At 56.9% G+C, this 25,084-nt stretch carries 23 protein-coding genes; 17 read left to right on the forward strand and 6 right to left on the reverse strand.

Going from position 1 to position 25,084, the window contains the following annotated elements; all coding sequences use genetic code 11:
* Window positions 1-87: 87 nt before the first annotated feature.
* Window positions 88-690, reverse strand: a complete 603-nt coding sequence (locus ACYZT2_RS22670) for a peroxiredoxin (RefSeq protein ID WP_038981872.1) — start codon at window positions 688-690, stop codon at window positions 88-90.
* Between the two features lie 316 nt (window positions 691-1,006).
* On the opposite strand from ACYZT2_RS22670, the gene ACYZT2_RS22675 reads away from it, so the two are divergent.
* The gene (locus ACYZT2_RS22675) at window positions 1,007-1,225 is read left to right on the forward strand and encodes a bacterioferritin-associated ferredoxin (RefSeq protein ID WP_007898511.1); all 219 of its coding nucleotides are present in this window, start codon (window positions 1,007-1,009) and stop codon (window positions 1,223-1,225) included.
* Between the two features lie 199 nt (window positions 1,226-1,424).
* Entirely contained in the window at window positions 1,425-1,898 is a 474-nt protein-coding gene (bfr, locus tag ACYZT2_RS22680) for a bacterioferritin (RefSeq protein WP_019651359.1), read from the forward strand.
* A 238-nt stretch (window positions 1,899-2,136) separates the two neighbouring features.
* Here the strand turns inward: bfr and grxD are convergent, their stop codons facing one another.
* From grxD to ACYZT2_RS22695, 3 genes are all read right to left on the reverse strand, one after another.
* Window positions 2,137-2,478, reverse strand: a complete 342-nt coding sequence (gene grxD / locus ACYZT2_RS22685; RefSeq protein WP_046047090.1) for a Grx4 family monothiol glutaredoxin — start codon at window positions 2,476-2,478, stop codon at window positions 2,137-2,139.
* 97 nt (window positions 2,479-2,575) lie between these two features.
* Window positions 2,576-4,684 (reverse strand): molybdopterin oxidoreductase family protein, encoded by a 2,109-nt coding sequence (locus ACYZT2_RS22690; RefSeq protein ID WP_461967512.1) that lies wholly within the window; start codon window positions 4,682-4,684, stop codon window positions 2,576-2,578.
* 134 nt (window positions 4,685-4,818) lie between these two features.
* Window positions 4,819-5,097 carry a hypothetical protein gene (locus tag ACYZT2_RS22695; protein WP_007938924.1) on the reverse strand — a complete coding sequence of 93 codons (279 nt, stop codon included), beginning with the start codon at window positions 5,095-5,097 and terminating at the stop codon, window positions 4,819-4,821.
* Between the two features lie 406 nt (window positions 5,098-5,503).
* Between ACYZT2_RS22695 and argF the strand changes: the two genes are divergently transcribed.
* Both argF and ACYZT2_RS22705 read left to right on the forward strand, forming a co-directional pair.
* Window positions 5,504-6,424 carry an ornithine carbamoyltransferase gene (gene argF, locus ACYZT2_RS22700; RefSeq protein ID WP_461967515.1) on the forward strand — a complete coding sequence of 307 codons (921 nt, stop codon included), beginning with the start codon at window positions 5,504-5,506 and terminating at the stop codon, window positions 6,422-6,424.
* Window positions 6,421-7,530, forward strand: coding sequence for an ABC transporter ATP-binding protein (locus ACYZT2_RS22705; protein WP_460144822.1), 1,110 nt, complete (start codon window positions 6,421-6,423; stop codon window positions 7,528-7,530). Before argF ends, ACYZT2_RS22705 begins: the two co-directional genes overlap by 4 nt.
* Before the next feature lie 195 nt (window positions 7,531-7,725).
* On the opposite strand, the gene ybaK is transcribed toward ACYZT2_RS22705, so the two are convergent.
* Entirely contained in the window at window positions 7,726-8,196 is a 471-nt protein-coding gene (ybaK, locus tag ACYZT2_RS22710) for a Cys-tRNA(Pro) deacylase (protein ID WP_461967518.1), read from the reverse strand.
* A 370-nt stretch (window positions 8,197-8,566) separates the two neighbouring features.
* Between ybaK and ACYZT2_RS22715 the strand changes: the two genes are divergently transcribed.
* The 4 genes from ACYZT2_RS22715 to glpD all read left to right on the forward strand — a co-directional run bounded on the left by ACYZT2_RS22715 (window position 8,567) and on the right by glpD (window position 13,720).
* Complete coding sequence (locus ACYZT2_RS22715) at window positions 8,567-9,418, forward strand: MIP/aquaporin family protein (RefSeq protein ID WP_461973220.1); 852 nt, start codon at window positions 8,567-8,569, stop codon at window positions 9,416-9,418.
* A 74-nt stretch (window positions 9,419-9,492) separates the two neighbouring features.
* Window positions 9,493-10,998: a glycerol kinase GlpK gene (gene glpK, locus ACYZT2_RS22720; RefSeq protein ID WP_305503092.1), complete on the forward strand. Its 1,506-nt coding sequence runs from the start codon at window positions 9,493-9,495 to the stop codon at window positions 10,996-10,998.
* Between the two features lie 95 nt (window positions 10,999-11,093).
* Window positions 11,094-11,849: a DeoR/GlpR family transcriptional regulator gene (locus ACYZT2_RS22725; RefSeq protein ID WP_461967521.1), complete on the forward strand. Its 756-nt coding sequence runs from the start codon at window positions 11,094-11,096 to the stop codon at window positions 11,847-11,849.
* 332 nt (window positions 11,850-12,181) lie between these two features.
* A complete protein-coding gene (gene glpD / locus ACYZT2_RS22730; protein WP_461967523.1) occupies window positions 12,182-13,720 on the forward strand; it encodes a glycerol-3-phosphate dehydrogenase in 1,539 nt (512 codons plus the stop codon).
* Window positions 13,721-13,781: 61 nt separating this feature from the next.
* On the opposite strand, the gene ACYZT2_RS22735 is transcribed toward glpD, so the two are convergent.
* Complete coding sequence (locus ACYZT2_RS22735) at window positions 13,782-14,669, reverse strand: LysR family transcriptional regulator (protein WP_461973222.1); 888 nt, start codon at window positions 14,667-14,669, stop codon at window positions 13,782-13,784.
* Window positions 14,670-14,774: 105 nt separating this feature from the next.
* Here ACYZT2_RS22735 and ACYZT2_RS22740 point away from each other — a divergent pair, with 105 nt between their 5' ends.
* The 9 genes from ACYZT2_RS22740 to ACYZT2_RS22780 all read left to right on the forward strand — a co-directional run bounded on the left by ACYZT2_RS22740 (window position 14,775) and on the right by ACYZT2_RS22780 (window position 24,956).
* Window positions 14,775-16,142, forward strand: coding sequence for an MFS transporter (locus ACYZT2_RS22740; protein ID WP_461967525.1), 1,368 nt, complete (start codon window positions 14,775-14,777; stop codon window positions 16,140-16,142).
* Window positions 16,123-16,533 carry a DUF4440 domain-containing protein gene (locus tag ACYZT2_RS22745; protein WP_461967527.1) on the forward strand — a complete coding sequence of 137 codons (411 nt, stop codon included), beginning with the start codon at window positions 16,123-16,125 and terminating at the stop codon, window positions 16,531-16,533. Before ACYZT2_RS22740 ends, ACYZT2_RS22745 begins: the two co-directional genes overlap by 20 nt.
* 7 nt (window positions 16,534-16,540) lie before the next feature.
* Entirely contained in the window at window positions 16,541-17,488 is a 948-nt protein-coding gene (locus ACYZT2_RS22750) for a flavin reductase family protein (RefSeq protein ID WP_461967529.1), read from the forward strand.
* A 40-nt stretch (window positions 17,489-17,528) separates the two neighbouring features.
* On the forward strand, window positions 17,529-18,794 hold the full coding sequence (locus tag ACYZT2_RS22755) for an aromatic ring-hydroxylating dioxygenase subunit alpha (protein ID WP_461967531.1): 1,266 nt from the start codon (window positions 17,529-17,531) through the stop codon (window positions 18,792-18,794).
* Window positions 18,784-19,269, forward strand: a complete 486-nt coding sequence (locus ACYZT2_RS22760; RefSeq protein WP_461967533.1) for an aromatic-ring-hydroxylating dioxygenase subunit beta — start codon at window positions 18,784-18,786, stop codon at window positions 19,267-19,269. The genes ACYZT2_RS22755 and ACYZT2_RS22760 overlap by 11 nt, the downstream gene beginning before the upstream one ends.
* 17 nt (window positions 19,270-19,286) lie before the next feature.
* Window positions 19,287-20,996, forward strand: coding sequence for an NAD(P)/FAD-dependent oxidoreductase (locus ACYZT2_RS22765; protein ID WP_461967535.1), 1,710 nt, complete (start codon window positions 19,287-19,289; stop codon window positions 20,994-20,996).
* Between the two features lie 45 nt (window positions 20,997-21,041).
* A complete protein-coding gene (locus ACYZT2_RS22770; RefSeq protein ID WP_461967537.1) occupies window positions 21,042-22,379 on the forward strand; it encodes an amidase family protein in 1,338 nt (445 codons plus the stop codon).
* A 118-nt stretch (window positions 22,380-22,497) separates the two neighbouring features.
* Window positions 22,498-23,775: a tryptophan permease gene (gene mtr / locus ACYZT2_RS22775; protein ID WP_461967539.1), complete on the forward strand. Its 1,278-nt coding sequence runs from the start codon at window positions 22,498-22,500 to the stop codon at window positions 23,773-23,775.
* Window positions 23,776-24,041: 266 nt separating this feature from the next.
* A complete protein-coding gene (locus ACYZT2_RS22780) occupies window positions 24,042-24,956 on the forward strand; it encodes a glutamate/aspartate ABC transporter substrate-binding protein (RefSeq protein ID WP_461967541.1) in 915 nt (304 codons plus the stop codon).
* The last annotated feature ends 128 nt before the right edge of the window (window positions 24,957-25,084 follow it).

Below are 25,084 nucleotides of genomic sequence, written 5' to 3' on the forward strand. Positions count from 1 at the left end.
CCCTTGCCACAAGTGAACAGCATGGGTTTATCCCGCCCATAAAAAAACCGGCCTCATCAGCCGGTTTTTTTATGCCTCGAACGTGCCTTACAGCGCAGCAGCGTGCTCGGTCAGGTAAGCCGCAACACCTTCGGTGGAAGCGGTCATGCCTTTGTCGCCTTTTTTCCAGTTGGCAGGGCAAACTTCGCCGTGCGCTTCATGGAACTGCAGAGCGTCGACCAGACGGATCAGCTCTTCCATGTTACGGCCCAGCGGCAGGTCGTTGATGATCTGCGAGCGGACAACGCCTTTGTCGTCGATCAGGAACGCGCCACGGAAAGCCACGCCGTCAGCGGACTGAACGTCGTAGGCCTTCATGATTTCCTGCTTGATGTCGGCAGCCATGGTGTAACGAACCTGGCCGATGCCGCCATTGTTCACCGGGGTGTTGCGCCATGCGTTGTGGGTGAAGTGCGAGTCGATCGACACCGCGACCACTTCAACATTGCGTTCCGCGAAGTCACCCATACGGTTGTCCAGAGCGATCAGCTCGGACGGGCAAACGAAGGTGAAGTCCAGTGGGTAGAAGAACACCAGGCCGTATTTGCCTTTGATGGCCGAGGACAGGGTGAAGCTGTCTACGATTTCGCCATTGCCGAGTACGGCCGGTACGGTGAAGTCAGGGGCTTGTTTGCCTACAAGTACGCTCATTGGATATCTCCTGGTGTGATAACGTTTGAAGAACAGGGTTCGTACCAGCCTGCCACCCTCAGGCGACAGCCCTGTGACACGACCCCGCTTCGCAAAAGGCTGACAATCATACACCGCGTTTTTGGCCTGTCCTCAACGGTTTTTTCTAGAAGGTAAAAGGCTGCTGCTATATTTTCTTCATGGCAGGTGCGAAAAGAAACCGTTCGTCAGTCACACGCCTTTATGACGAAAAGCTTTCAGAAACCACTTTGACAATCATTCTCGTTAACATTAAGATCCATCGCAATTGAGTCACAACCAGCGACGGTTTTCACTTATGTATGTCTGCCTCTGCACTGGCGTCACCGACGGTCAAATCCGCGATGCAATCTATGAAGGTTGCTGCAGTTATCGGGAAGTACGTCAGGCCACCGGCGTTGCCAGCCAATGCGGTAAATGCGCCTGCCTTGCCAAGGAAGTGGTCCGTGAAACCCTGGGCAAACTGCAATCGGCCCAGGCGGCGATCCCCTACCCCGCAGAATTTACCGCCGCATAATTACCGTATTTCAAAGAACCGGACTTGATGTCCGGTTTTTTTATGTCTGGAAATCAACCGCTTAGGCGCTAGACGCGGAACACAAACATTCTTATTCCGATTAATTTTCACTTAAGTTTCAATAACTTAGGTTTGACACTCTTAATAACGCGGCTCAAACTCTGCCTTATAGACAGCCAATACAGGGCAGGACCCCATCATGAAAGGCGACATTACAGTCATCCAGCATCTCAACAAGATCCTTGCCAATGAGCTGGTCGCGATCAATCAATACTTTCTGCACGCGCGCATGTATGAAGATTGGGGTCTGAACAAGCTCGGCAAGCACGAGTACCACGAATCCATCGACGAGATGAAGCACGCTGACAAGCTGATCAAGCGCATCCTGTTCCTTGAAGGTCTGCCGAACGTCCAGGACCTGGGCAAACTGCACATCGGCGAACACACCAAGGAAATGCTCGAGTGCGATTTGAAGATCGAACGCGACGGCCATGCCGATCTGAAAGTCGCTATCGCTCACTGCGAAACTGTCGGCGACTTCGGTAGCCGTGAACTGCTCGAAGACATTCTTGAATCCGAAGAAGAACATATCGACTGGCTGGAAACCCAACTGGGCCTGATCGATAAAGTCGGTCTTGAGAACTATCTGCAGTCGCAGATGGGCGAAGAATAAATGCTACGCCGCTAATCGCGATGCAATAAAAAGCCCCGCTCTCTTTTAATGAGGCGGGGCTTTTTTATGTGCGCTGTCTCATCCTGAAACGGGTGTAAACCTATTTCAGGATGAGACACACTCTTGTAGGAGCGAGCGGGCGGCGATCCGACTTGCCCGCGAAGAACGATGACGCGGTTTATCAGTAACACCAGGTCATCGTTCTTCGCGGGCAAGCCTCGCTCCTACAGGTACCGAATCAGGCTTCGGTCTTGCCAGCTGCGGCTTTCTCGACAGCGGCTTTGATCGTCGCTTGCAACGAACCGTCAGCAGACATTTCAGTCATGATGTCGCTACCGCCGACCAGCTCACCACCGACCCACAGTTGCGGGAAGGTTGGCCAGTTGGCGTACTTTGGCAGGTTGGCGCGGATTTCCGGGTTCTGCAGGATGTCCACATAGGCAAACTTTTCGCCACAGGCCATTACAGCCTGAGCGGCTTTCGCGGAGAACCCACACTGTGGGGCATTCGGCGAGCCTTTCATGTAAAGCAGAATGGTGTTGTTGGCAATCTGCTCTTTAATCGTTTCGATGATATCCATGGAGCACCTCGGCTGAACTTTCCGACTCAGTGGTCGGCACGGTGGCGCATTGTAACGGAAACCCGAGCGCCATGCTCGGCCTCCCCGACAGACATGTTCACGCCGCCGCCACGGTCACCGGTACGCCGTTCAACGCCGCATTACCCGACAACTCATCGAGCTGACATTCGTCAGTCAGGTCATTGGCGCTGGAGCCGGGTTGACCGCTGGCAATCGTCATCTGCACACCCGGTCGGGCATGACCCCAACCGTGAGGAAGGCTGACCACACCTTTCATCATATCCAGGCTGGCGACCACTTCAACCTCGATCACACCGACCCGCGAACTGACGCGCACTCGCTGCCCATCGCTAATCCCACGGCTAGCCAAATCGTCCGGGTGCATCAGCAGTTGATGGCGCGGCTTGCCCTTCACCAGACGGTGATAGTTATGCATCCATGAATTGTTGCTGCGCACGTGGCGGCGGCCGATCAGCAGCAGCTCATCGGCCGCCGGTGCTTGCAGTGCCGCGAAGCGCGCCAAGTCGGCGAGAATCTCGACAGGCGCTGCCTGGATTCGCTGATTGGCGGTTTTCAGGCGTGGCGCCAGGTTGGGTTTGAGCGCGCCGAGATCGATACCGTGAGGATGATCGAACAAGGTCGCCAGCGACAGTTTATGTTCCGAAGCGTCGCCATACAGGCCCATCCGCAGCCCTCGATCGATCATCTGCGCCGGCGCGATTGTCGGCTTCAGCTCCTTGCCGGTCTTCGCCGCAAAGGCTTTGGCCAGCCCCACGAAGATTTCCCAGTCATGCAACGCGCCTTCGGGCTTGGCGAGGATCGCCCGGTTGAAGCGGGTGACGTTGCGCACCGCGAACATGTTGAACGTGGTGTCGTAATGATCGTTTTCCAGCGCAGAAGTCGACGGCAAGATCAGGTCGGCATAACGCGTGGTTTCATTGATGTACAGGTCGACGCTGACCATGAACTCCAACCCGTCCAGCGCCTGCTCGAGTTGTCGACCATTGGGCGTGGACAGCACCGGATTACCCGCCACGGTGATCAGCGCGCGAACCTGCCCTTCTCCTTCGGTGAGCATCTCTTCGGCCAGCGCCGATACCGGCAGTTCTCCAGCGTATTCCGGACGCCCGGACACGCGGCTCTGCCACCGGTTGAAATGCCCGCCCGAGGTCGATGCCACCAGATCCACCGCAGGCTCGGTGCATAACGCACCGCCCAACCGATCGAGGTTGCCGGTGACCAGATTGATCAGTTGCACCAGCCAATGGCACAGCGTGCCGAAAGCCTGGGTCGAAACACCCATGCGGCCATAGCAGACCGCTGTCGACGCAGCCGCGAAGTCGCGCGCCAGTCTGCGGATCTGCTCGGCGGGTACCGCGCACAGCGGACTCATGGCCTCGGCGGTGAAACCTGCGATTGCCTCACGCACTTCATCCAGGCCGTCGACCGGTAAATGACTGTCGCGGGTCAAGCCTTCTGCAAACAAGGTATTGAGCAGCCCGAACAACAGCGCCGCATCGCCACCGGGGCGCACGAACAGATGCTGATCGGCAATCGCCGCCGTTTCGCTGCGACGCGGATCGACCACCACCACTTTGCCGCCCCGGGCCTGAATCGCCTTGAGGCGCGTCTCCACATCCGGCACGGTCATGATGCTGCCGTTGGAGGCCAGCGGATTGCCGCCCAGGATCAGCATGAAATCAGTGTGATCAATGTCCGGGATCGGCAACAACAAGCCGTGGCCGTACATCAAATGACTGGTCAGGTGATGGGGCAACTGATCGACCGACGTCGCGGAAAACCGGTTACGGGTTTTCAGCAGGCCGAGGAAGTAATTGCTATGGGTCATCAACCCGTAGTTGTGCACGCTGGGGTTGCCCTGATAGACCGCCACCGCGCTTTGCCCGTGACGTTCCTGAATCGCCGCCAGGCGTTCGGCCACAAGGGTGAAAGCGTCTTCCCACGCGATAGGCTGCCATTCGCTGCCTACTCGCTGCATCGGCTGACGCAGGCGATCCGGATCGTTCTGAATGTCTTGCAGGGCAACCGCTTTGGGGCAGATATGCCCGCGGCTGAAGGTGTCTTGGGGGTCACCCTTGATCGAGGTGATCTGTACGTCGCGGCCTTCGACCTCGGTGGTTTCGATGGTCAGGCCGCAGATGGCTTCACACAGGTGGCACGCACGGTGATGGAGAGTCTTGGTCATGGCCAGTCTCTGTTTTGTTCTGGGCGGGCAATATCGGCCGCGGGAACAAAACTATGGCGCGCGATCCGCCCCTTTGCCAGCGACGTTCGTCTTGTGAATCGGCGACCATCAGGCCAGCCGATGACAGCACGAGATCAGTTCGGCGGCGCCTGCAACTGGATCTCCTCGATGGTTTCGATCTGCTCATGGGCAACATGCACACCGGTGAGCTCGCCGATCAGTCGCCAATGCTCGTCGAGCCCGGCACTGATGGTGGCCATGCGGTCGATCATGCGCCGGCCGGCCGCCTTCGTGACTTCGTCTTCACTACGCATCAGCTCGAAAGACATCGAGGTCATGGAAGCGGTGAGGTGAGTCAGGGAGCGGGCCGTAAGGCCGAGTAGTTCCATCAACAGTTGTTCTTTCGATTCCATTCCTGAGGCTTCCTGCGTCGCTCGTGACCCTAGTTATAACCCAGCACTTTGCTTTAGCAAATGTTTCGGACAAGACACATTGCCCGCCAAAGGCCCGAATGACAGGTCAAAAACCGACCGCCAGCGTGTCGCCGCGCCCTGTTTGATTGCCAAGCCCGGCGAGGCCAGTGTACAAATGGTTAGCTGCTGTCAGGAAACAGGCTTCAAAAGCGCTACTGCGGTCACCCCGTAGCCCCCCAGAAATCCCCTAAACACTGTAGCCTATTGGCATAACGCGACATTTAATGTCAGTATCGCGCCCTCCCCTATTTCGTCGCCCCGTGCGGCTTACGCCGCAGGTCTCGCCCGTTTTTCAGTTAAACAAGGCTTTGAGTATCTGCGGTCTGTTGCAAAAAGGTAGTCAATGATGAGCGCAAGGCACTTTCTCTCCCTGATGGATTGCACGCCCGAAGAGCTGGTCAGCGTGATCCGTCGAGGCGTTGAGCTCAAGGACCTGCGTAACCGCGGCGTACTGTTCGAGCCTTTGAAGAACCGCGTCCTGGGGATGATTTTCGAGAAGTCCTCGACCCGCACCCGTATCTCGTTTGAAGCCGGCATGATCCAGCTCGGTGGCCAGGCGATCTTCCTGTCGCCTCGCGATACGCAACTGGGTCGCGGCGAGCCGATCGGCGACTGCGCCATCGTCATGTCGAGCATGCTCGATGCGGTGATGATCCGTACCTTTGCCCACAGCACCCTGACCGAATTCGCCGCCAATTCCCGCGTACCGGTGATCAACGGCCTGTCCGATGACCTGCACCCGTGCCAGTTGCTGGCCGACATGCAAACCTTCCTCGAACACCGCGGCTCGATTCAAGGCAAGACCGTGGCCTGGATCGGCGATGGCAATAACATGTGCAACAGCTATATAGAAGCGGCGATCCAGTTCGACTTCCAGTTGCGCATCGCCTGCCCGGAAGGTTATGAACCCAACCCTGAGTTCGTAGCTAAAGCCGGCGATCGGGTGACCATCGTCCGTGATCCGCAGGAAGCCGTGCGTGGCGCACACCTAGTGAGCACCGACGTCTGGACCTCCATGGGTCAGGAAGAGGAAACCGCCAAGCGCCTGAAGTCGTTCGCACCGTTCCAGGTCAATCGTGCCCTGCTCGACCTGGCCGCGCCGGACGTGCTGTTCATGCATTGCCTGCCGGCCCACCGTGGCGAGGAAATCAGCCTCGACCTGCTCGACGACTCGCGCTCGGTGGCCTGGGATCAAGCCGAAAATCGTCTTCACGCACAAAAGGCTTTGCTCGAATTCCTCGTCCCGCCTTCGTACCACCACGCATGAGCCAGCCATTACTGCTGAACCTGCGCAACCTGGCCTGCGGTTATCAAAACCAGCGGGTCGTGCAGAACCTCAACCTGCATTTGAATGCCGGCGATATCGGTTGCCTGCTGGGGTCTTCGGGCTGCGGCAAAACCACCACCCTGCGGGCGATTGCCGGTTTTGAACCGGTGCACGAAGGTGAAATCCAGTTGGCGGGCGAGACCATCTCCAGCGCTGGCTTCACCCTCGCCCCGGAGAAGCGCCGGATCGGCATGGTGTTCCAGGATTACGCACTGTTTCCGCATTTGAGCGTGGCCGAGAACATCGCTTTCGGGATCCGCAAGCACCCGCAGAAGGATCGCATCACCGAAGAGCTGCTCGAACTGGTCAACCTGAAAAACCTCGGCAAGCGCTTCCCCCATGAGCTGTCCGGCGGCCAGCAGCAACGTGTGGCATTGGCCCGCGCTCTGGCGCCGGAACCGCAACTGCTGTTGCTCGACGAACCGTTCTCCAACCTCGACGGCGAATTGCGACGCAAGCTCAGTCATGAAGTACGCGCCATTCTTAAGGCTCGCGGCACCAGTGCGATTCTGGTGACCCACGATCAGGAAGAAGCCTTCGCGGTCAGCGACCACGTGGGCGTTTTCAAGGAAGGTCGTCTGGAGCAGTGGGACACGCCTTACAACCTCTATCACGAACCCCTGACGCCATTCGTGGCCAGTTTCATCGGCCAGGGTTACTTCATTCGCGGTCAGTTGAGCAGCCCGGAATCGGTACAGACGGAATTGGGTGAATTGCGCGGTAACCGTGCCTACACCTGGCCAATCGGTTGTGCCGTGGACGTATTGTTGCGTCCGGACGATATCGTCTATGCGCCGGACAGCCCACTGAGGGCGCAGATTGTTGGCAAGAGCTTCCAGGGGGCATCGACTCTGTACCGCCTGCAGTTGCCGACGGGTGCACAGCTGGAGTCGATTTTCCCGAGTCATGCCGATCATCTGGTCGGTGCTGAAGTAGGCATTCGAGTGGCGGCGGAACACCTGGTGCTGTTCCAGGCCTCCGGCAGCACGGCGGCGCAGATTCCGGTGATCGAATCCGGTGTTCGGCGGTACAGCACCGCCAGCTGACACCAAAATCTGTGTAGGAGCCAGGCTTGCCCGCGAAGGCGTCATGTCAGTCAACGATAAAGTCAACTGACACTATGCCTTCGCGGGCAAGCCTCGCTCCTACACAAGATCATCCGCGCAATAAACCGCTCGCCTCCCCTTCCAGCTGGCAGAACAACTCCCCCGCCTCGCGCCGAACACTGATGAGTCTTCTGCTCAGGCGCGACCGATTTCGGCGAACGTCGCCTGAGTGTGTTCGGCCAATACAGCGGGCGCCAGTTCAACTTCCAGACCGCGTCGTCCGGCGCTGACGAAGATGTTGGAAAAAGGCTGAGCCGACTGATCGATAAAAGTGCGCAGGCGCTTCTTCTGCCCGAGCGGGCTGATGCCGCCCAACAAATACCCCGTCGAACGCTGTGCAGCCGCGGGGTCGGCCATTTCGACTTTTTTCACCCCAGCGGCCTGCGCCAACGCCTTCAAGTCAAGACTTCCGACGACCGGCACCACCGCCACCAACAATTCCCCCTTTTCGCTGGCCGCCAGCAATGTCTTGAACACCTGTGCCGGGTCGAGACCCAGTTTCTCCGCGGCCTCCAGACCATAGGACGCTGCCTTCGGATCATGTTCGTAACTGTGCACGCGATGTTCGGCACGAACTTTTTTCAACAAATCCAATGCGGGCGTCATGGCAGCTCCAGACTTGACGGCAGAAGAAAAATACTGCGCAGGATTCTAGGTCATTGATCGATAAAAGGCTCTATTACAACGCTATTTCAACAGCCCGGCCGGGCTTCTGTGCCGTTCGTCCACGGTCGGTCGGCTTGGTGAACGATGCGGTCATTCACGTGACTAATAGTTCAAATGTGACCGACAGTTCACTTTCGACCTTTGACAGCAGCGTTTCTTGTCTATATTTTTTCGAATCTGAATACTGTACGAATGTCTCACCGCAGCACCCAGCAGTAAGCCGAGCACAGGATGGGGATCCTGCCTAGGTGAAAATTGCGCTTTGACGTTGATCAATAAGCGCCAGACAACAACAAAAACGAGGTTTTCAATGACAACTGCTTTACAAAAACCGTCGCTCTCGAGCCAATGTATGGCCGAGTTTCTGGGTACTGCACTGCTCATCTTTTTCGGTACCGGCTGCGTTGCCGCGCTCAAGGTGGCGGGTGCCAGCTTCGGGCTGTGGGAAATCAGCATCATCTGGGGGGTCGGCGTCAGCATGGCGATTTACCTCACCGCCGGCGTTTCCGGCGCGCACCTCAATCCCGCCGTGAGTATCGCGCTAAGCATTTTCGCTGACTTCGAAAAGCGCAAACTGCCTTTTTATATCTTCTCCCAGGTGGCCGGCGCCTTTTGCGGGGCCTTGTTGGTTTACACGCTGTACAGCAACCTTTTCTTCGACTTCGAACAAACTCACCAAATGGTTCGTGGCACCCAGGTCAGCCTTGAATTGGCTTCGGTGTTCTCCACATTCCCGAACCCTGCCCTGTCCACAAGCCAGGCTTTTTTGGTTGAAGTGATCATCACCGCCATCCTGATGGGCGTGATCATGTCGCTGACCGACGACAACAACGGCCTGCCCAAAGGGCCGCTGGCGCCGTTGCTGATCGGCCTGCTGATTGCCGTGATTGGTAGCTCGATGGGTCCGTTGACCGGTTTCGCGATGAACCCGGCCCGCGACTTCGGTCCTAAACTAATGACTTTTTTCGCCGGCTGGGGTGAAATTTCCTTCACTGGCGGGCGCGATATCCCGTACTTCCTGATCCCGATTTTTGCACCGATTGTCGGTGCCTGCCTCGGTGCTGCAGCTTATCGCGGGCTGATTGCCCGTCATCTGCCCAGCGCCATACCTGCTACAAAGGATGCAGCACCGGCCATTGATGGCAAACCAAGAACGTCTTGAAACCGTTGTGCGCGATCCTGCCCATGTGGTCCCGCGCCTGACCTCACTTCCTAATTTCGTCCAAGGCAATCGACATGACCGACATTCAGAATAAGAACTACATCATTGCCCTCGATCAGGGTACGACCAGCTCCCGCGCGATCATTTTCGACCGTGACGCGAACGTGGTCTGCACCGCCCAACGCGAATTCGCACAGCATTACCCGCAAGCCGGCTGGGTCGAACATGACCCGATGGAAATCTTCGCCACCCAAAGCGCCGTGATGGTCGAGGCCCTGGCGCAAGCCGGCCTGCATCACGATCAGGTCGCGGCCATCGGCATCACCAACCAGCGCGAAACCACCGTGGTCTGGGACAAGACCACCGGCCGCCCGATCTACAACGCGATCGTCTGGCAGTGCCGCCGCAGCACCGAAATCTGCCAACAGCTCAAGCGCGATGGCCACGAGCAATACATCAGCGACACCACTGGCTTGGTCACCGACCCGTACTTCTCTGGCACCAAGCTCAAGTGGATCCTCGACAACGTCGAAGGCAGCCGTGAGCGTGCGCGCAAGGGTGAACTGCTGTTCGGCACCATCGACAGCTGGCTGATCTGGAAATTTACCGGCGGCAAGGTGCACGTAACCGACTACACCAACGCCTCGCGCACCATGCTCTTCAACATCCACACGCTGGAGTGGGACGCGAAGATGCTGGAAGTCCTCGACATCCCGCGCGAGATGCTCCCGGAAGTTAAATCCTCGTCCGAAATCTACGGCCACACCAAAAGTGGCATCGCCATTGGCGGTATCGCCGGCGACCAGCAGGCGGCCCTCTTCGGCCAGATGTGCGTCGAGCCCGGCCAGGCAAAAAACACCTACGGTACCGGTTGCTTCCTGCTGATGAACACCGGCGACAAAGCGGTGAAATCCAAACACGGCATGCTCACCACCATCGCTTGCGGCCCGCGCGGCGAAGTGGCCTACGCCCTGGAAGGTGCGGTGTTCAACGGTGGCTCCACCGTGCAGTGGCTGCGAGACGAGTTGAAAATCATCAACGACGCCCACGACACCGAATACTTCGCCAACAAGGTCAAGGACAGTAACGGCGTGTACCTGGTGCCGGCCTTCACCGGCCTGGGCGCTCCGTACTGGGACCCATATGCCCGCGGAGCACTGTTCGGCCTGACTCGCGGCGTACGCGTGGATCACATTATTCGTGCCGCGCTGGAGTCGATTGCCTACCAGACCCGTGACGTTCTGGACGCCATGCAGCAGGATTCCGGCGAACGCCTCAAGGCCCTGCGCGTGGACGGCGGCGCAGTCGCGAACAACTTCCTGATGCAATTCCAGGCCGACATCCTCGGCACTCAGGTCGAGCGCCCGCAAATGCGCGAAACCACAGCGTTGGGCGCGGCTTACCTGGCGGGTCTGGCGTGTGGCTTCTGGGGCAGCCTGGACGAGTTGCGCGGCAAGGCAGTGATCGAGCGCGAGTTCGAACCGACGCTGGACGAAACCGCGAAGGAAAAACTCTACGCTGGCTGGAAAAAAGCTGTCAGCCGCACCCGTGATTGGGAACCGCACGAGGGTGCTGAATAAGCCAAGCTGAAGGCTCGTATCAGTATGTAACTGGTAGGGAGCAGATTCCTGCGGCATCATGGGCGAATTTTGCACGGCAGCCCAAAGGAAGCCCCATGAATCTGCCTCCCCGTCAGCAGCAAATCCTCGAACTGGTCCGCGACCGCGGCTATGTCAGCATCGAGGAAATGGCTCAGCTGTTCGTCGTTACACCGCAAACCATCCGCCGCGATATCAATCAACTGGCGGAAGTCAATCTGTTGCGTCGCTACCACGGCGGCGCAGCCTATGATTCCAGCGTCGAAAACACCGCCTACGCCATGCGCGCCGATCAGATGCGCGATGAAAAGCAGCGTATCGGCGAAGCCATTGCCGCTCAGATACCCGATCACGCCTCGCTGTTCATCAACATCGGCACCACCACCGAATCCATCGCTCGAGCGCTGCTCAACCACAACCATCTGAAGATCATCACCAACAACCTGCATGTGGCCTCGATGCTCAGTGCCAAGGACGATTTCGACGTGCTGCTGACCGGTGGCAACGTGCGGCGTGACGGTGGCGTGGTCGGTCAGGCGAGTGTCGACTTCATTAACCAGTTCAAGGTCGACTTCGCCCTGGTCGGTATCAGCGGCATTGATGAAGACGGCAGTTTGCTGGACTTCGATTATCAGGAAGTACGGGTATCCCAGGCGATCATCGCCAATGCCCGACAGGTAATCCTGGCGGCGGACTCCAGCAAATTCGGGCGCAATGCCATGATTCGTCTGGGACCGATCAGCCTGATCGATTGCCTGGTTACTGATCAGCAGCCTTCGCCGGCTTTGGCGCAATTGTTGAGCCAGCACAAGATTCGGTTGGAAGTGGTTTAACAACCTGTAGGAGCCAGGCTTGCCGGCGAAGGCGCCCTTGAGTACGCCTTCGCCGGCAAGCCTGGCTCCTACAAGGATTACGCAAAACCTGTGGGAGCGGCGGAGCGGCGGTGCGACGATTCGACTTGCCCGCGATGACGGCCGCACTCGCAATTCATCTCTCGCGCTCCGCCGCGCGTCTAAATGTTCGTAAATTTTCCTTTAATCGCCCTTCGATCAGTATTTTCAATCGAAGTTGACTGGCTGCGCGCGTCTTTATGGGCTAATATTTTCGCAAATGAACATCAATGTTCGAATTCCAATATAGAAAATCAAAAGCCCGAGGCCAGCCGATGCCCACTTCTACCTTGCCTACGCCCCCTCTCGCCGAGGTTTACGATATCGCCGTCATCGGTGGTGGGATCAATGGCGTGGGGATCGCAGCGGATGCCGCCGGTCGCGGTCTTTCGGTATTCCTTTGCGAAAAGGATGACTTGGCCAGCCACACCTCCTCCGCCAGCAGCAAGCTGATCCACGGTGGCCTGCGCTATCTCGAACATTACGAATTTCGACTGGTGCGCGAAGCCCTCGCCGAGCGCGAAGTGCTGCTGGCCAAGGCGCCGCACATCGTCAAACAGATGCGCTTCGTGCTACCGCACCGCCCGCACCTGCGTCCGGCCTGGATGATTCGCGCCGGCCTGTTCCTTTATGATCACCTGGGCAAACGGGAAAAGCTCGAAGGCTCGAAAAGCCTGAAGTTCGGCCCGGACAGCGCCCTGAAAAGCGAAATCACCAAAGGCTTCGAATATTCCGATTGCTGGGTCGATGACGCACGCCTGGTCGTGCTCAATGCCATGGCCGCCCGCGAGAAAGGCGCTCACGTCCACACCCAAACCCGTTGCGTCAGTGCTCGTCGCACCAAGGGCCTTTGGCACCTGCACCTGGAACGCGCCGATGGCAGCCTGTTTTCGATCCGCGCCAAAGCGCTGGTGAATGCGGCCGGCCCGTGGGTCGCCAAGTTCATCCGTGACGACCTGAAGATGGAATCGCCGTACGGCATCCGTTTGATCCAGGGCAGCCACCTGATCGTGCCGAAACTGTATGAAGGCGAACACGCGCACATTCTGCAGAACGAAGATCAGCGCATCGTGTTCACCATTCCGTACCTGAACCACTTCACCCTGATCGGCACCACCGACCGCGAGTACACCGGCGACCCGGCGAAAGTGGCGATCACTGAAGGCGAAACCGATTACCTGCTCAAAGTGGTCAACGCCCACTTCAAGAAGCAAGTCAGCCGTGACGATATCCTGCACAGCTATTCAGGCGTGCGTCCGCTGTGCAACGACGAATCCGACAATCCGTCGGCCGTCACCCGCGATTACACATTGGCGTTGTCGGGCAATGGCGAAGAAGCACCGCTGCTGTCGGTGTTCGGCGGCAAACTGACGACTTATCGCAAGCTCGCCGAGTCGGCGCTGGCGCAACTGGCCCCGTACTTCACGCACATCAAGCCAAGCTGGACCGCCAGCGCCACCCTGCCCGGCGGCGAAGACATGACCACGCCGCAAGCCTTGAGTTCGCGGATCCGCGACAAGTTCGACTGGGTGCCCACCGAGATCGCCCGACGCTGGGCCACCACTTACGGCAGCCGCACCTGGCGCATGCTCGAGGGCGTGGAAAGCCTTAGTGATCTGGGCGAACACATCGGCGGCGGTCTCTACACCCGCGAAGTCGATTACCTGTGCAGCGAAGAATGGGCGACCACCGCCCACGACATTCTGTGGCGCCGCAGCAAGCTCGGGCTGTTCACCACCCCGGCGGAACAACAAAAGCTCAAGGATTACCTGAACAAGGTCGAACAGAACCGCAGCAAGATCGAAGCGGCCTGATCGGAAACCCGGTTAAAACGAAGCCCCTGAATCGTGAGATTCCGGGGCTTTTGTTTGCTGCTTACTGCCCCAGATGCATCAACAGGAAATCAATGAACGCCCTCGATTTGTGGGGTAAATGCGGGCTGTTGGGGAACACTACATTGACTGACTGCGAGGGCAACGAATAGTCGGGCAACAAACGAACCAGCCGCTCGCAGGCGATGTCGTCCTTGACCACCCAAGCGGGCAGCACCGAGACGCCCAGGGACGACAACGTCATGGAGCGGATGGCCGTGGAAGAATTGGATTCGAACTGATTGATCCCGTTGATCTCGACATTACCCGATTGCGGGTGGCGCAGCGTCCACTGCGTGGGTGCCTGCAGGTTGCTATTGGCAATCCATGGCACCGAATTCAGGTCCTGAGGCTTTCGCACCGGGTGACGCGCGAGGAACGTCTCGGTAGCAACCAGAACAATTTCATAATCCGCCAGTTTACGGCTCTTGAATGCCGAGTCCGCCAAGTTGCCTAAACGGATAACCAAATCTAACTTTTCCGCCACCAGATCATTGAGTGACGAATTAAAGTTATAACAGAGTTTTACCTCTGGGTAGCGCTCTATAAATTGTGGAATCAACGGAAGAATATACGCCTCACCGTATTCACTGGTGGAGCTGAATCGCAGTTTCCCGGAAACCCGATTATGCCCTTTTAATACATTATCAAATGCATTATCGATGTCCGCGACAATACCTTTGAATTCCTCATAAAAATCCTGACCTATTTCGGTAAGGGAAATATTTCGGGTGTTACGAATCAACAACGTCGCTGACAGCACGTCTTCCAGTGCCTTGACATGCAAGCTGGCCATGGCTTTGCTGATGCTCAGGTAATTGGCGGCCTTGGTATAAGAACCGAAATCGACCACGGCCAGAAATGTCTGGACCCGATTAAGATGAGTGTGCATAGCGATATGGCTCATTGTTAAATCCCATCAAACATTGTTTCAAGGATAGTCGTATCGACAGTTCAAGTCCACCGCCCCTATGCTTTACGGCTAAGGGGAAACAACATGACCTATCGCTACAAAGTTGCACTAATATTTCTGATCGGCTTTTTTATAGACTGCGTTAACATCTTTATGTCGGCGGTTGCATTACCGAGTATATCGGCGACGTTGCACGTGAGTACCTCAGATGTGGCCTGGGTAGCTAACGCTTATATTCTTGGGCTGACGCTGGTTATCCCGGTCAGCACTTGGCTGGCCGGTCGTTTTGGCAGCCGGGAAATCCTCACCGCCTCGATGATCGTATTCACGGCCTCAGTGTGGATGTGTGGGCTGGCCAACAGTTTTAATGAGTTGGTGATTTGGCGCTTCATCCAGGGGATTGGCGGCGGTCTGTTAATTCCTGTCGGCCAGGCATTGACGTTCAACCTGTTCAAAGGAGCGCAGCGCGCCAAAATATCCACATTGGTCATGGCCGTTGCCCTGATAGCGCCTGCCATTTCACCGACGGTCGGCGGCATCATCGTTGACAGCAGTTCCTGGCGCTGGGTGTTTTACAGCAACATCCCGTTCTCGCTGATCGCGGCATTGCTGTCCTGGTTCTGGATCGACGAAGCGCGGCCGACGAGTTTGCCCAGACCGGACATCAAGGGCTTGCTGCTGGTTAGCGTGGCACTCTGCAGCCTGCTGATGGGTATGTCGCTGTACGGCGGCGACGCTCCGGCATGGGTGGTCGCCCTCTTCGTCTTGGCCGGCATTACTTGCGTCGTGCTGTACGGGCTGCATTACCGCACGTGCAAAAACCCGATCATTGAACTGAGCCTGCTCAAAAGCAAAAAACTCAGCACCTCCATCTTTATCTACTACGCGATTCCCGGTGTGTTCACGGGGGTCAACTTGATGAGCATCTTCTTCCTGCAAAACACCCTGCACTTCAGCGCCCGACTGACAGGGATGTTCATGATCCTGTACGCCATCGGCGCGTTCATCGCGATGCTGATCTGTGGCCGGATCTATAACCGTATGGGCGCAAAGCGGCTATTTGCCCTCGGCATGCTGTTGCACAGCGCCGGCATCGCCACCTTGTTACTGGTGAACGATCCCTCAGACCTTTTGGTGATTATCATCGCCTACAGCTTGATGGGGATCGGCGGAGGCATCGGTGCCAACACCGCACAAACCACGTCATTGATGGACTTTGAGGGGGCAGACACCCACAAGGCCAGTGTCATCTGGAACATCAACCGACAGATGTCATTCAGCATCGGCGCCGCCCTCTTCCTGATGGTTTTCAACCTGCTCTTGAAGCACTTCGATACTACCCAGGCCTACCACGTGACCTTCGCCATTGCCGCGCTGGTGGGCCTGTTCCCACTCGTTCAACTGAGTCAGTTGAACACTCAAAAGGATTGTCATGCACAGCAGAATAGTTGAACAGGCGCACCACAGCATTCATCACGTACATGCGTTGATCCACACCCTCTTCACCGACTCAAACGGTCAGGGACAGGCCGCTTTCGAGCCGCTGATGTCGGCATTCGCCGAGCACTTCACCATGGTCACCACCTCGGCCGCCATCGTCAGCCGGACGATGGTCGAACAGATGTTCAAAGGTGCAGTCGGCGCCAAGCCGGGTCTCGAGATGGTCATCAGCGACCTGCAGACGGTATGGCAAGAAGGCGACAGCGTCGCGATCCGCTACAAGGAAACCCATCGCCTCAACCAGAGCGAAAGCTCACGGATTTCGGTGGCGATCATTGGCGTCCATCAACACAACGCCCAATGGATCTACCTGCATGAAACGCCGCTAAGCCAGGAAAGCTGATTCTCGTATGAACTACACGATCACTGATTGCCGAATGCTCTCGGCCTCTATCAAAGAAATCACCGTCCGCCCGCAAACGCCGGGGTTGGCAGTGTTGGAAGCGGGCGCACATTTCAAATGGTTCATCCCCGAACTGAATGAATGGCGACACTACTCGGCGGTACAGCTAGCAGACCGCGTGGCGCCGCAAGGTAGCGTCGTCTTTGCCATCCGGCTCACTGCCGACTCGGTCAGCAGTCGCTATATTCGTGCGCTGGCAGTCAATGACACTGTGCAGCTCCATGGGCCGTTCAATACGTTCACATACCCGACCACAGAAGGCGTCGGCAGGGACATAGCGATTGCCGGCGGTATCGGCATTACACCGCTGACCGGGATCCTGCATCACCTGGCGTCATTGAATCGAAGCGCACACCTGCACTACTTCGCCAAGAGCGACGATGACGCTGCCTATGCCTTGCCCATGAAGGAACTGTTGCAGGAGCGCCTGCACTTTCACTTTTCCCGTCAGCCCGATGGGCGCCTCTCTATCAGTCAGGTGCTGGCAGACCTGACGCCACAGGACCGGCTCTACGTCTGCGGTCCGCAATCGATGCTCAACGATGTGTTCTGTCATGCCCAGGCCAATGGCCTGGCGCGCGAGCGCATTCATTTTGAAATCTTCAATGTGGCCCGGGAAGACGATGCGTCGGCCTTTGTGATTGACGCCGTCGAGTCGGGTATCAGCGTCAATGTCAATAAAGATCAGTCCTTGCTGGAGGCCCTCGAGGCTGCCGGTCTGGACCCACTCTATGACTGTCGACGCGGTGAGTGTGGCGTCTGCGCGCTAGAAGTCCTTGAGGGCGAAGTCGACCATCGCGATTTCATCATGAGCGAAAAAGAAGCTGCCTGTAGCGCAAGGATTTACCCCTGCGTCTCGCGGGCCAAAAGCCAACGCCTGAAACTGGCGATCTAACGAGGAGAACCGTTTGGACAATTACTTCAACGGAAGAGAAGTGCACAAATCGCTCTTCCTCGATCAGCAGCTCTTCGAACAAGAACAACAAAGCGTCTTCGCCGCCAGTTGGTGCTATGTGGGGCACGAGAGTTTGATTGCGCAGACGGGTGACTTTTTCACCACCGACATTGCCCAACAACCCTTGGCGATGGTTCGGCAAAAAAATGGCGAGATTATTGTTCTGCACAACCGCTGCCCGCACAAAGGCGTGAAAGTGCTGGCCGAGCCTCGGGGCAACGTTGGCCGGTTCATCCGCTGCCCTTACCACGCGTGGACATTCAAGACCGATGGCCAGCTGTTGAGTATTCCGGTGAAGAAGGAATACGACGATTGCGACCTCAGTGCCTGCTCCGCCCACAAAGGCATGCAGGCCGTTGCAGCGGTGGAGAATTATCACGGCTTTGTGTTTGTCCGCCTCCAGACAGAAGGCATCGACTTCAAAGCGTTTTTCGGCGAGTCATTATCGACGCTGGACAACATGGTGCTCCGCTCGCCCTTGGGCCAGTTGCGCGTCGTTGGCCAGCCGCTCCTGCACCGCCATCGCTGCAACTGGAAAATGGTCGTCGATAACCAGACCGATACCTGTCACCCGATGATTGCCCATGAGTCCTCGGCGGGCGAGGCGATCCGCTTGTGGAAGGAAACCAGCGACCAGTCCAGTCCTTCGCCCATGGCGGTCGAACTGTTTTCACCGTTCATGGCGTCCTACGAGTTTTTCGCCAACATGGGCATTCGTGTCTGGCCCAACGGCCACGGGCATACCGGCGTCAGCAACTCAATCCATAAAGCCTATGCCGATATTCCGGGTTATTGGGACCTGATGGTCCAGAGCTATGGCGAACGCCAGGCCACCGAGATTCTCGAAGACACCCGACACAACACCGTCTATTTCCCGAACCTGATGGTCAAGGGTCCCATCCAGACGTTGCGGGTTATCAAGCCGATCAGCGCCCAAGAAACGGTCGTCGAGTCGTGGATCTTCGAGTTGCTGGGTGCCCCCATCCAGGTGCTGGAAAGAACCGTTCAATACAACAACCTGATCAATTCCCCCTGCTCGATGGTTGCCCACGACGATGTGGAAATGTACGAGCGGGCAACGGAGGGGTTGCGCAGTGACGCCAATGAATGGGTCAACGTGGCGCGACTCTTTGAGCCGAACGAATCCTATGAGCAAACCCAGGTGGTTTCGGGCACCAGTGAAATGGCGATGCGCAATTTTTATAACAGCTGGCAGCACTTAATGCGGGATACCAATGCAACTTGATCAAAATAATAAACACGCCATCGAACAGTTGATCGCCACCGAAATCCAGCTGTTAGACCAACAAGACTTCAGTGCCTGGCAACAACTACTGACCCCCGAATACACCTACTGGATACCGTTGCGACGGGAGCAGACCAGCCCCCTTCATGAGTCCTCGTTGCTGTATGAAGACCGATTCCTGACCACGTTGCGAATCAACCGATTGGCCAACGCGCGCAATTACTCGCAACAGCCCAAGAGTCGCAGTTTGCATATCGCTCAGCGTTCGCTGATCCATATGGAGGACGACGAATTGAGCGCATTAAGCAGCACCAACATGCTCTATTGCGAAGCCCGCGGTAACAGCGAATGGCATTACCCGGTCACCGTCGAGCATCAACTGATTAACGTCGAAGGCACCTGGAAAATCAAAGGCAAAAAAGTACTGCTGCTCAATCCCTCCCGAGCGATTGAAAGCCTGCAGTTAATTATTTGATTTATCGAGAATCACACGTGAACGCTATAAATACCGACTTCGACAACGCCACCTTCCCCTGCTCTTTTCCGTATGTCGATCTGTTGTATGACTACGGCCAGTTTTTGCGCAATGCCAAAGATGCGATTGGTTACTTGCCACCTGAAGCGGCCAACAAACATATTGGCATTGTCGGTGCCGGGCTGAGCGGACTGGTCGCAGCCTACGAATTACTCCGAGCCGGCGCCCAACGGATCACACTGTTCGAGGCCGCCGAGGAACATTTGGGCGGTCGCTTGCTGACCCAGCGCTTTGACGATGACCACCCGCAATTCATCGCCGAAATGGGGGCGATGCGCTTTCCTCCCAGCGAGGTCGGGTTGTTTCACTACCTGAACCGGTTCGGCATCGAAACCACTGAAGCGTTTCCTGACCCCGGTGTCGTGGACACCGAAATCCACTACCGCGGGGAGGCTTATCATTGGGCGGCCATGCAACCGCCACCGGCCATTTTCAGCACGGTCCATCGGGGTTGGAATGCCTTTTTGAAAGAGGGCGTGACCTTCGATGACGGCACGTGCCTGGCGCCCCCCTTGTTACTGACTGAGTTACTGAAGCAACACAATTACCCTGAAGTGCAGCCGGAATGGCAGCGCTATCTGGATTGCTTCGGCGACAGCTCGTTCTATTCGGCCATGGTGCGGATCTTCACCGGCAGCAACCCGCCCGGCGGACAACAGTGGCGCAAACCCGAAGACTTCCATCTATTCGGTTCGCTGGGGATCGGCTCGGGTGGTTTCCAATCGGTTTACCGCGCCTCCTTTGCCGAGATTCTGCGGCTAGTGGTCAATGGCCTGGAAGTCAATCAACGCCTGGTGCCAATGGGCATCTCGTCGCTGTCGGAGTTGATTGTCGATACATCATTCAACGGCATGCCACTGCGCGACCGAATCTGCCGCACCCGCATCGAGTCCATCAACAAAGGCGATAACGGTGAAATCCTGCTGGCTGGCAGCAATGGCGAAACCTATGCCTGCGACCGGGTTATTACCACGACCACCACCCGGGCGCTGCAAGTGAACATGAAGCTCACACAGAACCAGGCATTCGTGAATCGTGATGTGGCCCGGGCGATCAACGAAACCCACATGGTCGGGTCGTCCAAACTGTTCATATTGACCAAAGACAAGTTCTGGTTGAAATACGGTCTGCCACAGAACATCCAGACGGATACCTTGGTGAAAGGCGTGTATTGCCTGGATTACGCGCCACAGGATCCTGATTCCTGGGGCGTGGTATTGATCAGTTACACGTGGGAAGACGACTCCCACAAGATGGTTTCAATGACCGATAAAGTTCAACGCTGCTTGCGTCTTGTTGATGAACTGGCCATGAGCGCACCGGAGTTTGCCGGCCACCTTATACCGCTCAATGGTAACTACCAGCGATACGTCCTGGAGTATGACTGGCTGACCGACAAGCATTCACTGGGGGCCTTCAAACTCAACTTTCCAGGTGACGATATTTACTCGGAGCGCTTGTTCTATCAGTTCAAAACGGCCCTCGACCCACAACAGGACACGGGGTTGTACCTCGCCGGGTGCGGCTGCTCTTTCACCGGTGGCTGGGCAGAAGGCGCCATTCAAACAGCACTTAATGGTGCCTGTGCGGTGATCAGCAGTTTGGGAGGCGACTTGATTGCCGACAATCCACTGGACGGCCTGCACGCTCAATACCGCTATTGCTGATGCCTTTCATCTCCAGTCTCTATCCCTATAGCCGAGACCCGTTTTATGTACAGCCAGCTTTCAATTGAAGAACTCGTCAGCGGATTTCGCAGCGGTCGTCACTGCCTGGACACCTGGCACCAATCCCTGCGTGACAAACAGTTTGATAAACGACACCTCAACAGCTTCATCACTTTCGCTCCGGCGGCGTTCGCGGGCGCCCCTGGTGCAGATCGAGATGCGGGCCTGTATGGCATTCCCGTTTCCTTCAAGGACAACATCAATGCCAGCGGCATGCCGACCACCGCGGGAACACCGGGGTTGGCCGCTTATTACCCGGCCTCCGATGCCGGGATTGTGCGGCGTTTCAAGAAGCTGGGGGCCAGAGTTGTTGGTAAGAACAACATGCATGAGCTTTCGTTCGGGGTGACTTCGGCCAACCGCACCCACGGCAGCGTGGTTAACCCGGTCGACGAATGCTACAGCGCAGGCGGCAGTAGCGGCGGTTGTGCGGCCGCCGTCGCCGCCGGTCTTGTGCCCTGCGCCGTGGGAACCGACACCGGCGGCTCGGTGCGAATACCCGCGGCGTTCTGCGGGATCGTCGGGTTTCGCCCCACCACGGGTTGTTACCCGCTAGACGGCATCGTGCCCGTTTCCCAGACCAAGGACACCCCGGGGCTACTGACTCGCACATTGCAAGACTGTCAGTTCGTCCACCATCATCTGACCGGGACCAGCCCCGCCGCCCTGAACGACAACCGACCGTTGCGGGTGGGCATACCGGAAAAATTTCTCTGGGCCGACCTCGACGATAAAGTCCGACGCGACTGCCTCGCGGCTATCGAGGTACTGGCAGATCGGGGCGTAGAACTCGTTCCGGTCGATGACCTGTTGATCGGAGAAATCAATGAGAGCATTCAATTTCCATTGCCGATTTATGAGTTCTTTATCGACTTCCCACGCTTCTTGATGAAAGAAGGCTGGGGCGACAAATTCTTGAGCATCCTGGCGCAAATCCAGGACCCTGGCATAAAGAAAATACTGACGGCACAACTCGAGAGCCCGGCGATTTCCTACAAGGACTATGTACAAGCATTGATGAGCAAACTGCATCTGGACTGTGAATACCGCCGTCTTTTCAATGCCCATCAACTGGATGTGATTGCGTACCCCACCGTCAGCTGCACGGCACCGCTGCTGACGGATTGCGAGGCACAAAGCAACTTCGAAACGTTCGTGCGCAACACCGACCCGGCCAGCAACCTGGCAGCCCCCAGTGTCACCGTTCCGGTAGCGGAAAAACACTCGCTGCCGGTGGGTCTCTCGTTCGACGCGTTGCCCGGGCAGGACAGCCTTCTGCTGGCGAGAGCCCGTCAGTTATCAAGCTTGCTGGCCCTGCGCTAACGCGCTGTCAGCGCCATTCATCAGCAACGCTGAATGGCGCTAATCCTTTCACACGTGAGGCCTGCAACACAGCCCGCGGAAAGAACAGCCCTCTAATAATTCAAATGCAGGCCATGCCATGCGCAGCACTTCTACGTCCTCTATCACCTCACCCGCTCCCCCCGTCGCACTTGAACGGTCGCCCTCGGTAATCGGCGGCGCCATGATGATCGGCGGAACCATTGTCGGCGCCGGCATGTTTTCGCTGCCGGTCGTCATGTCCGGCCTGTGGTTTTATGGCTCCGTCGCGGTTCTGTTGTTTGCCTGGTTCTGTACCTTGCATTCCGGGTTGATGATTCTTGAGGCCAACCTCAACTATCGTCCGGGAGCCAGTTTTTCAACGATCACTAAAGATCTGCTGGGTCGTCGCTGGAATCTGTTGAACGGCTTGAGCATCGTCTTTGTCCTGTACACGCTAACCTACGCGTACATCTCGGCCAGCGGTTCGGTCATTCATCACAGCGTCCAGTCACTGGGCGTGAATCTGTCGGCACGTGCCGGGGGCTTGTATTTCACCCTGACGGTTGCGCTCATCGTGTGGCTGAGTACGGCAGCGGTGAGCCGGGTCACCACGGTGATTTTCGGCGCAAAAATCCTCGCGTTTTTCCTGACCTTCGGCGGGCTGCTCGATCATGTGCAACCGGCGACGCTGTTCAATCGAAACGCCACTGATAGCCACTACCTTCCTTACCTGCTGATGACCCTGCCCTTCTGCCTGACTTCCTTCGGCTTTCACGGCAACGTTCCCAGCCTGATGAAACACTTTGGCCAAGATCCGCAGCGCATCCGCGCCTGCCTGGTCAGCGGCACGCTCATCGCGCTTGGGCTCTATTTCATCTGGATGGTTTGCAGCATGGGGAATATTCCCCGGGACGATTTCAAGGACATCGCTCAACGTGGAGGCAATATCGACGTACTGATCAGCGCGTTGGGTGAAACGCTCAACAGCTCGAAAATCGACGTATTTCTCACACTTTTCTCAAACTTCGCCGTTGCCTGCTCCTTTCTCGGCGTTACCCTGGGGCTCTTCGATTATCTGGCCGATGTGCTGGGTTTTGACGACAGCCCGCCAGGTCGCTTGAAAACCGCATCCACAACCTTTCTACCCCCCATGCTCTGCGGGTTGTTGTGGCCCGAAGGGTTTATCCATGCCATCGGTTTCGCCGGTCTGGCCGCAACCCTCTGGGCCGTCATTACCCCGGCATTGCTGGCCAGAGCATCACGCAAACGCTTTGGCAGCCCGCGGTATCGGGTCTGGGGAGGCCAACCCATGATTGCCTTGGTGTTGCTCTTCGGCGCGATCAGTGCAGTCGCTCACGTACTGTTTTCCTTGGGTCTACTGCCGGTGTGGCGTTAGTGGCCGCCAATCATTCGGTTTTCCGAACGCGACTTGCCAGTCGATTCGGTAAACCGGATCGCCCAATAGAAAATTCAACGCCATAAATATTTAATAACCTTATAAATCAACAACTTGATCTATATCGCCTGGCCTGGCACGAGTCATGCTCTACACTCTTCGACGAATGCCTGTTGCGCCAACACTTCAGGAGCCGTCAGGCATTCGAAGCACAACAAAGGCCGATGAACTGGCTCCATAAAAAAAACAATGTCGAGGAAAATTTGATGCGCATCGTTCCCCATATCCTGGGCGCAGCCATTGCTGCCGCTCTGATTAGCACTCCAGTTTTCGCTGCCGAACTCACCGGCACACTGAAGAAGATCAAAGAGTCCGGCACCATCACCCTCGGGCATCGTGACGCTTCCATTCCGTTTTCCTATATCGCGGACGCTTCCGGCAAACCGGTTGGCTACTCCCACGATATCCAGCTGAAAATCGTTGAAGCGATCAAGAAAGATCTGGACATGCCCAACCTCCAGGTCAAATACAACCTGGTGACTTCGCAAACCCGTATCCCGCTGGTGCAGAACGGCACCGTGGACGTCGAGTGCGGCTCCACCACCAACAACGTCGAACGTCAGCAGCAAGTTGACTTCTCCGTCGGCATCTTCGAAATCGGTACTCGTCTGCTGTCCAAGAAAGACTCCAAGTACAAGGATTTCGATGACCTGAAAGGCAAGAACGTCGTGACCACCGCCGGCACCACGTCCGAGCGCATCCTCAAGTCGATGAACGCCGACAAGCAAATGGGCATGAACGTGATTTCCGCCAAAGACCATGGCGAATCCTTCCAGATGCTGGAAACCGGCCGCGCGGTTGCTTTCATGATGGACGACGCCTTGCTCGCCGGTGAAGCAGCCAAAGCCAAGAAGGCGGACGACTGGGCTGTGACCGGGACTGCGCAGTCCAATGAAATTTACGGTTGCATGGTTCGCAAGGGCGACGCACCGTTCAAGAAAGCTGTCGACGACGCCATCATCGCGGCCTACAAGTCGGGCGAGATCAACAAGATCTACGAAAAATGGTTCATGCAGCCAATCCCGCCAAAAGGCCTGAACCTGAACTTCCCGATGAGCGAAGAGCTCAAGGCATTGATCGCCAATCCGACCGACAAAGCGGCTGACGAAAAGAAGTCCTGATTTCTGACTAACCTTATCCCCTGAGAGGGCCTGCGCCCTTTCAGGGATTTGTCACTCCCTGCTGGCATTTCTGGAAACACTCGAACCGGTGGCTGTCGAGCCGCTCGTGTGTGCCTGAACTTCAAGGT

Source organism: Pseudomonas sp. MDT1-85 (assembly GCF_054898065.1).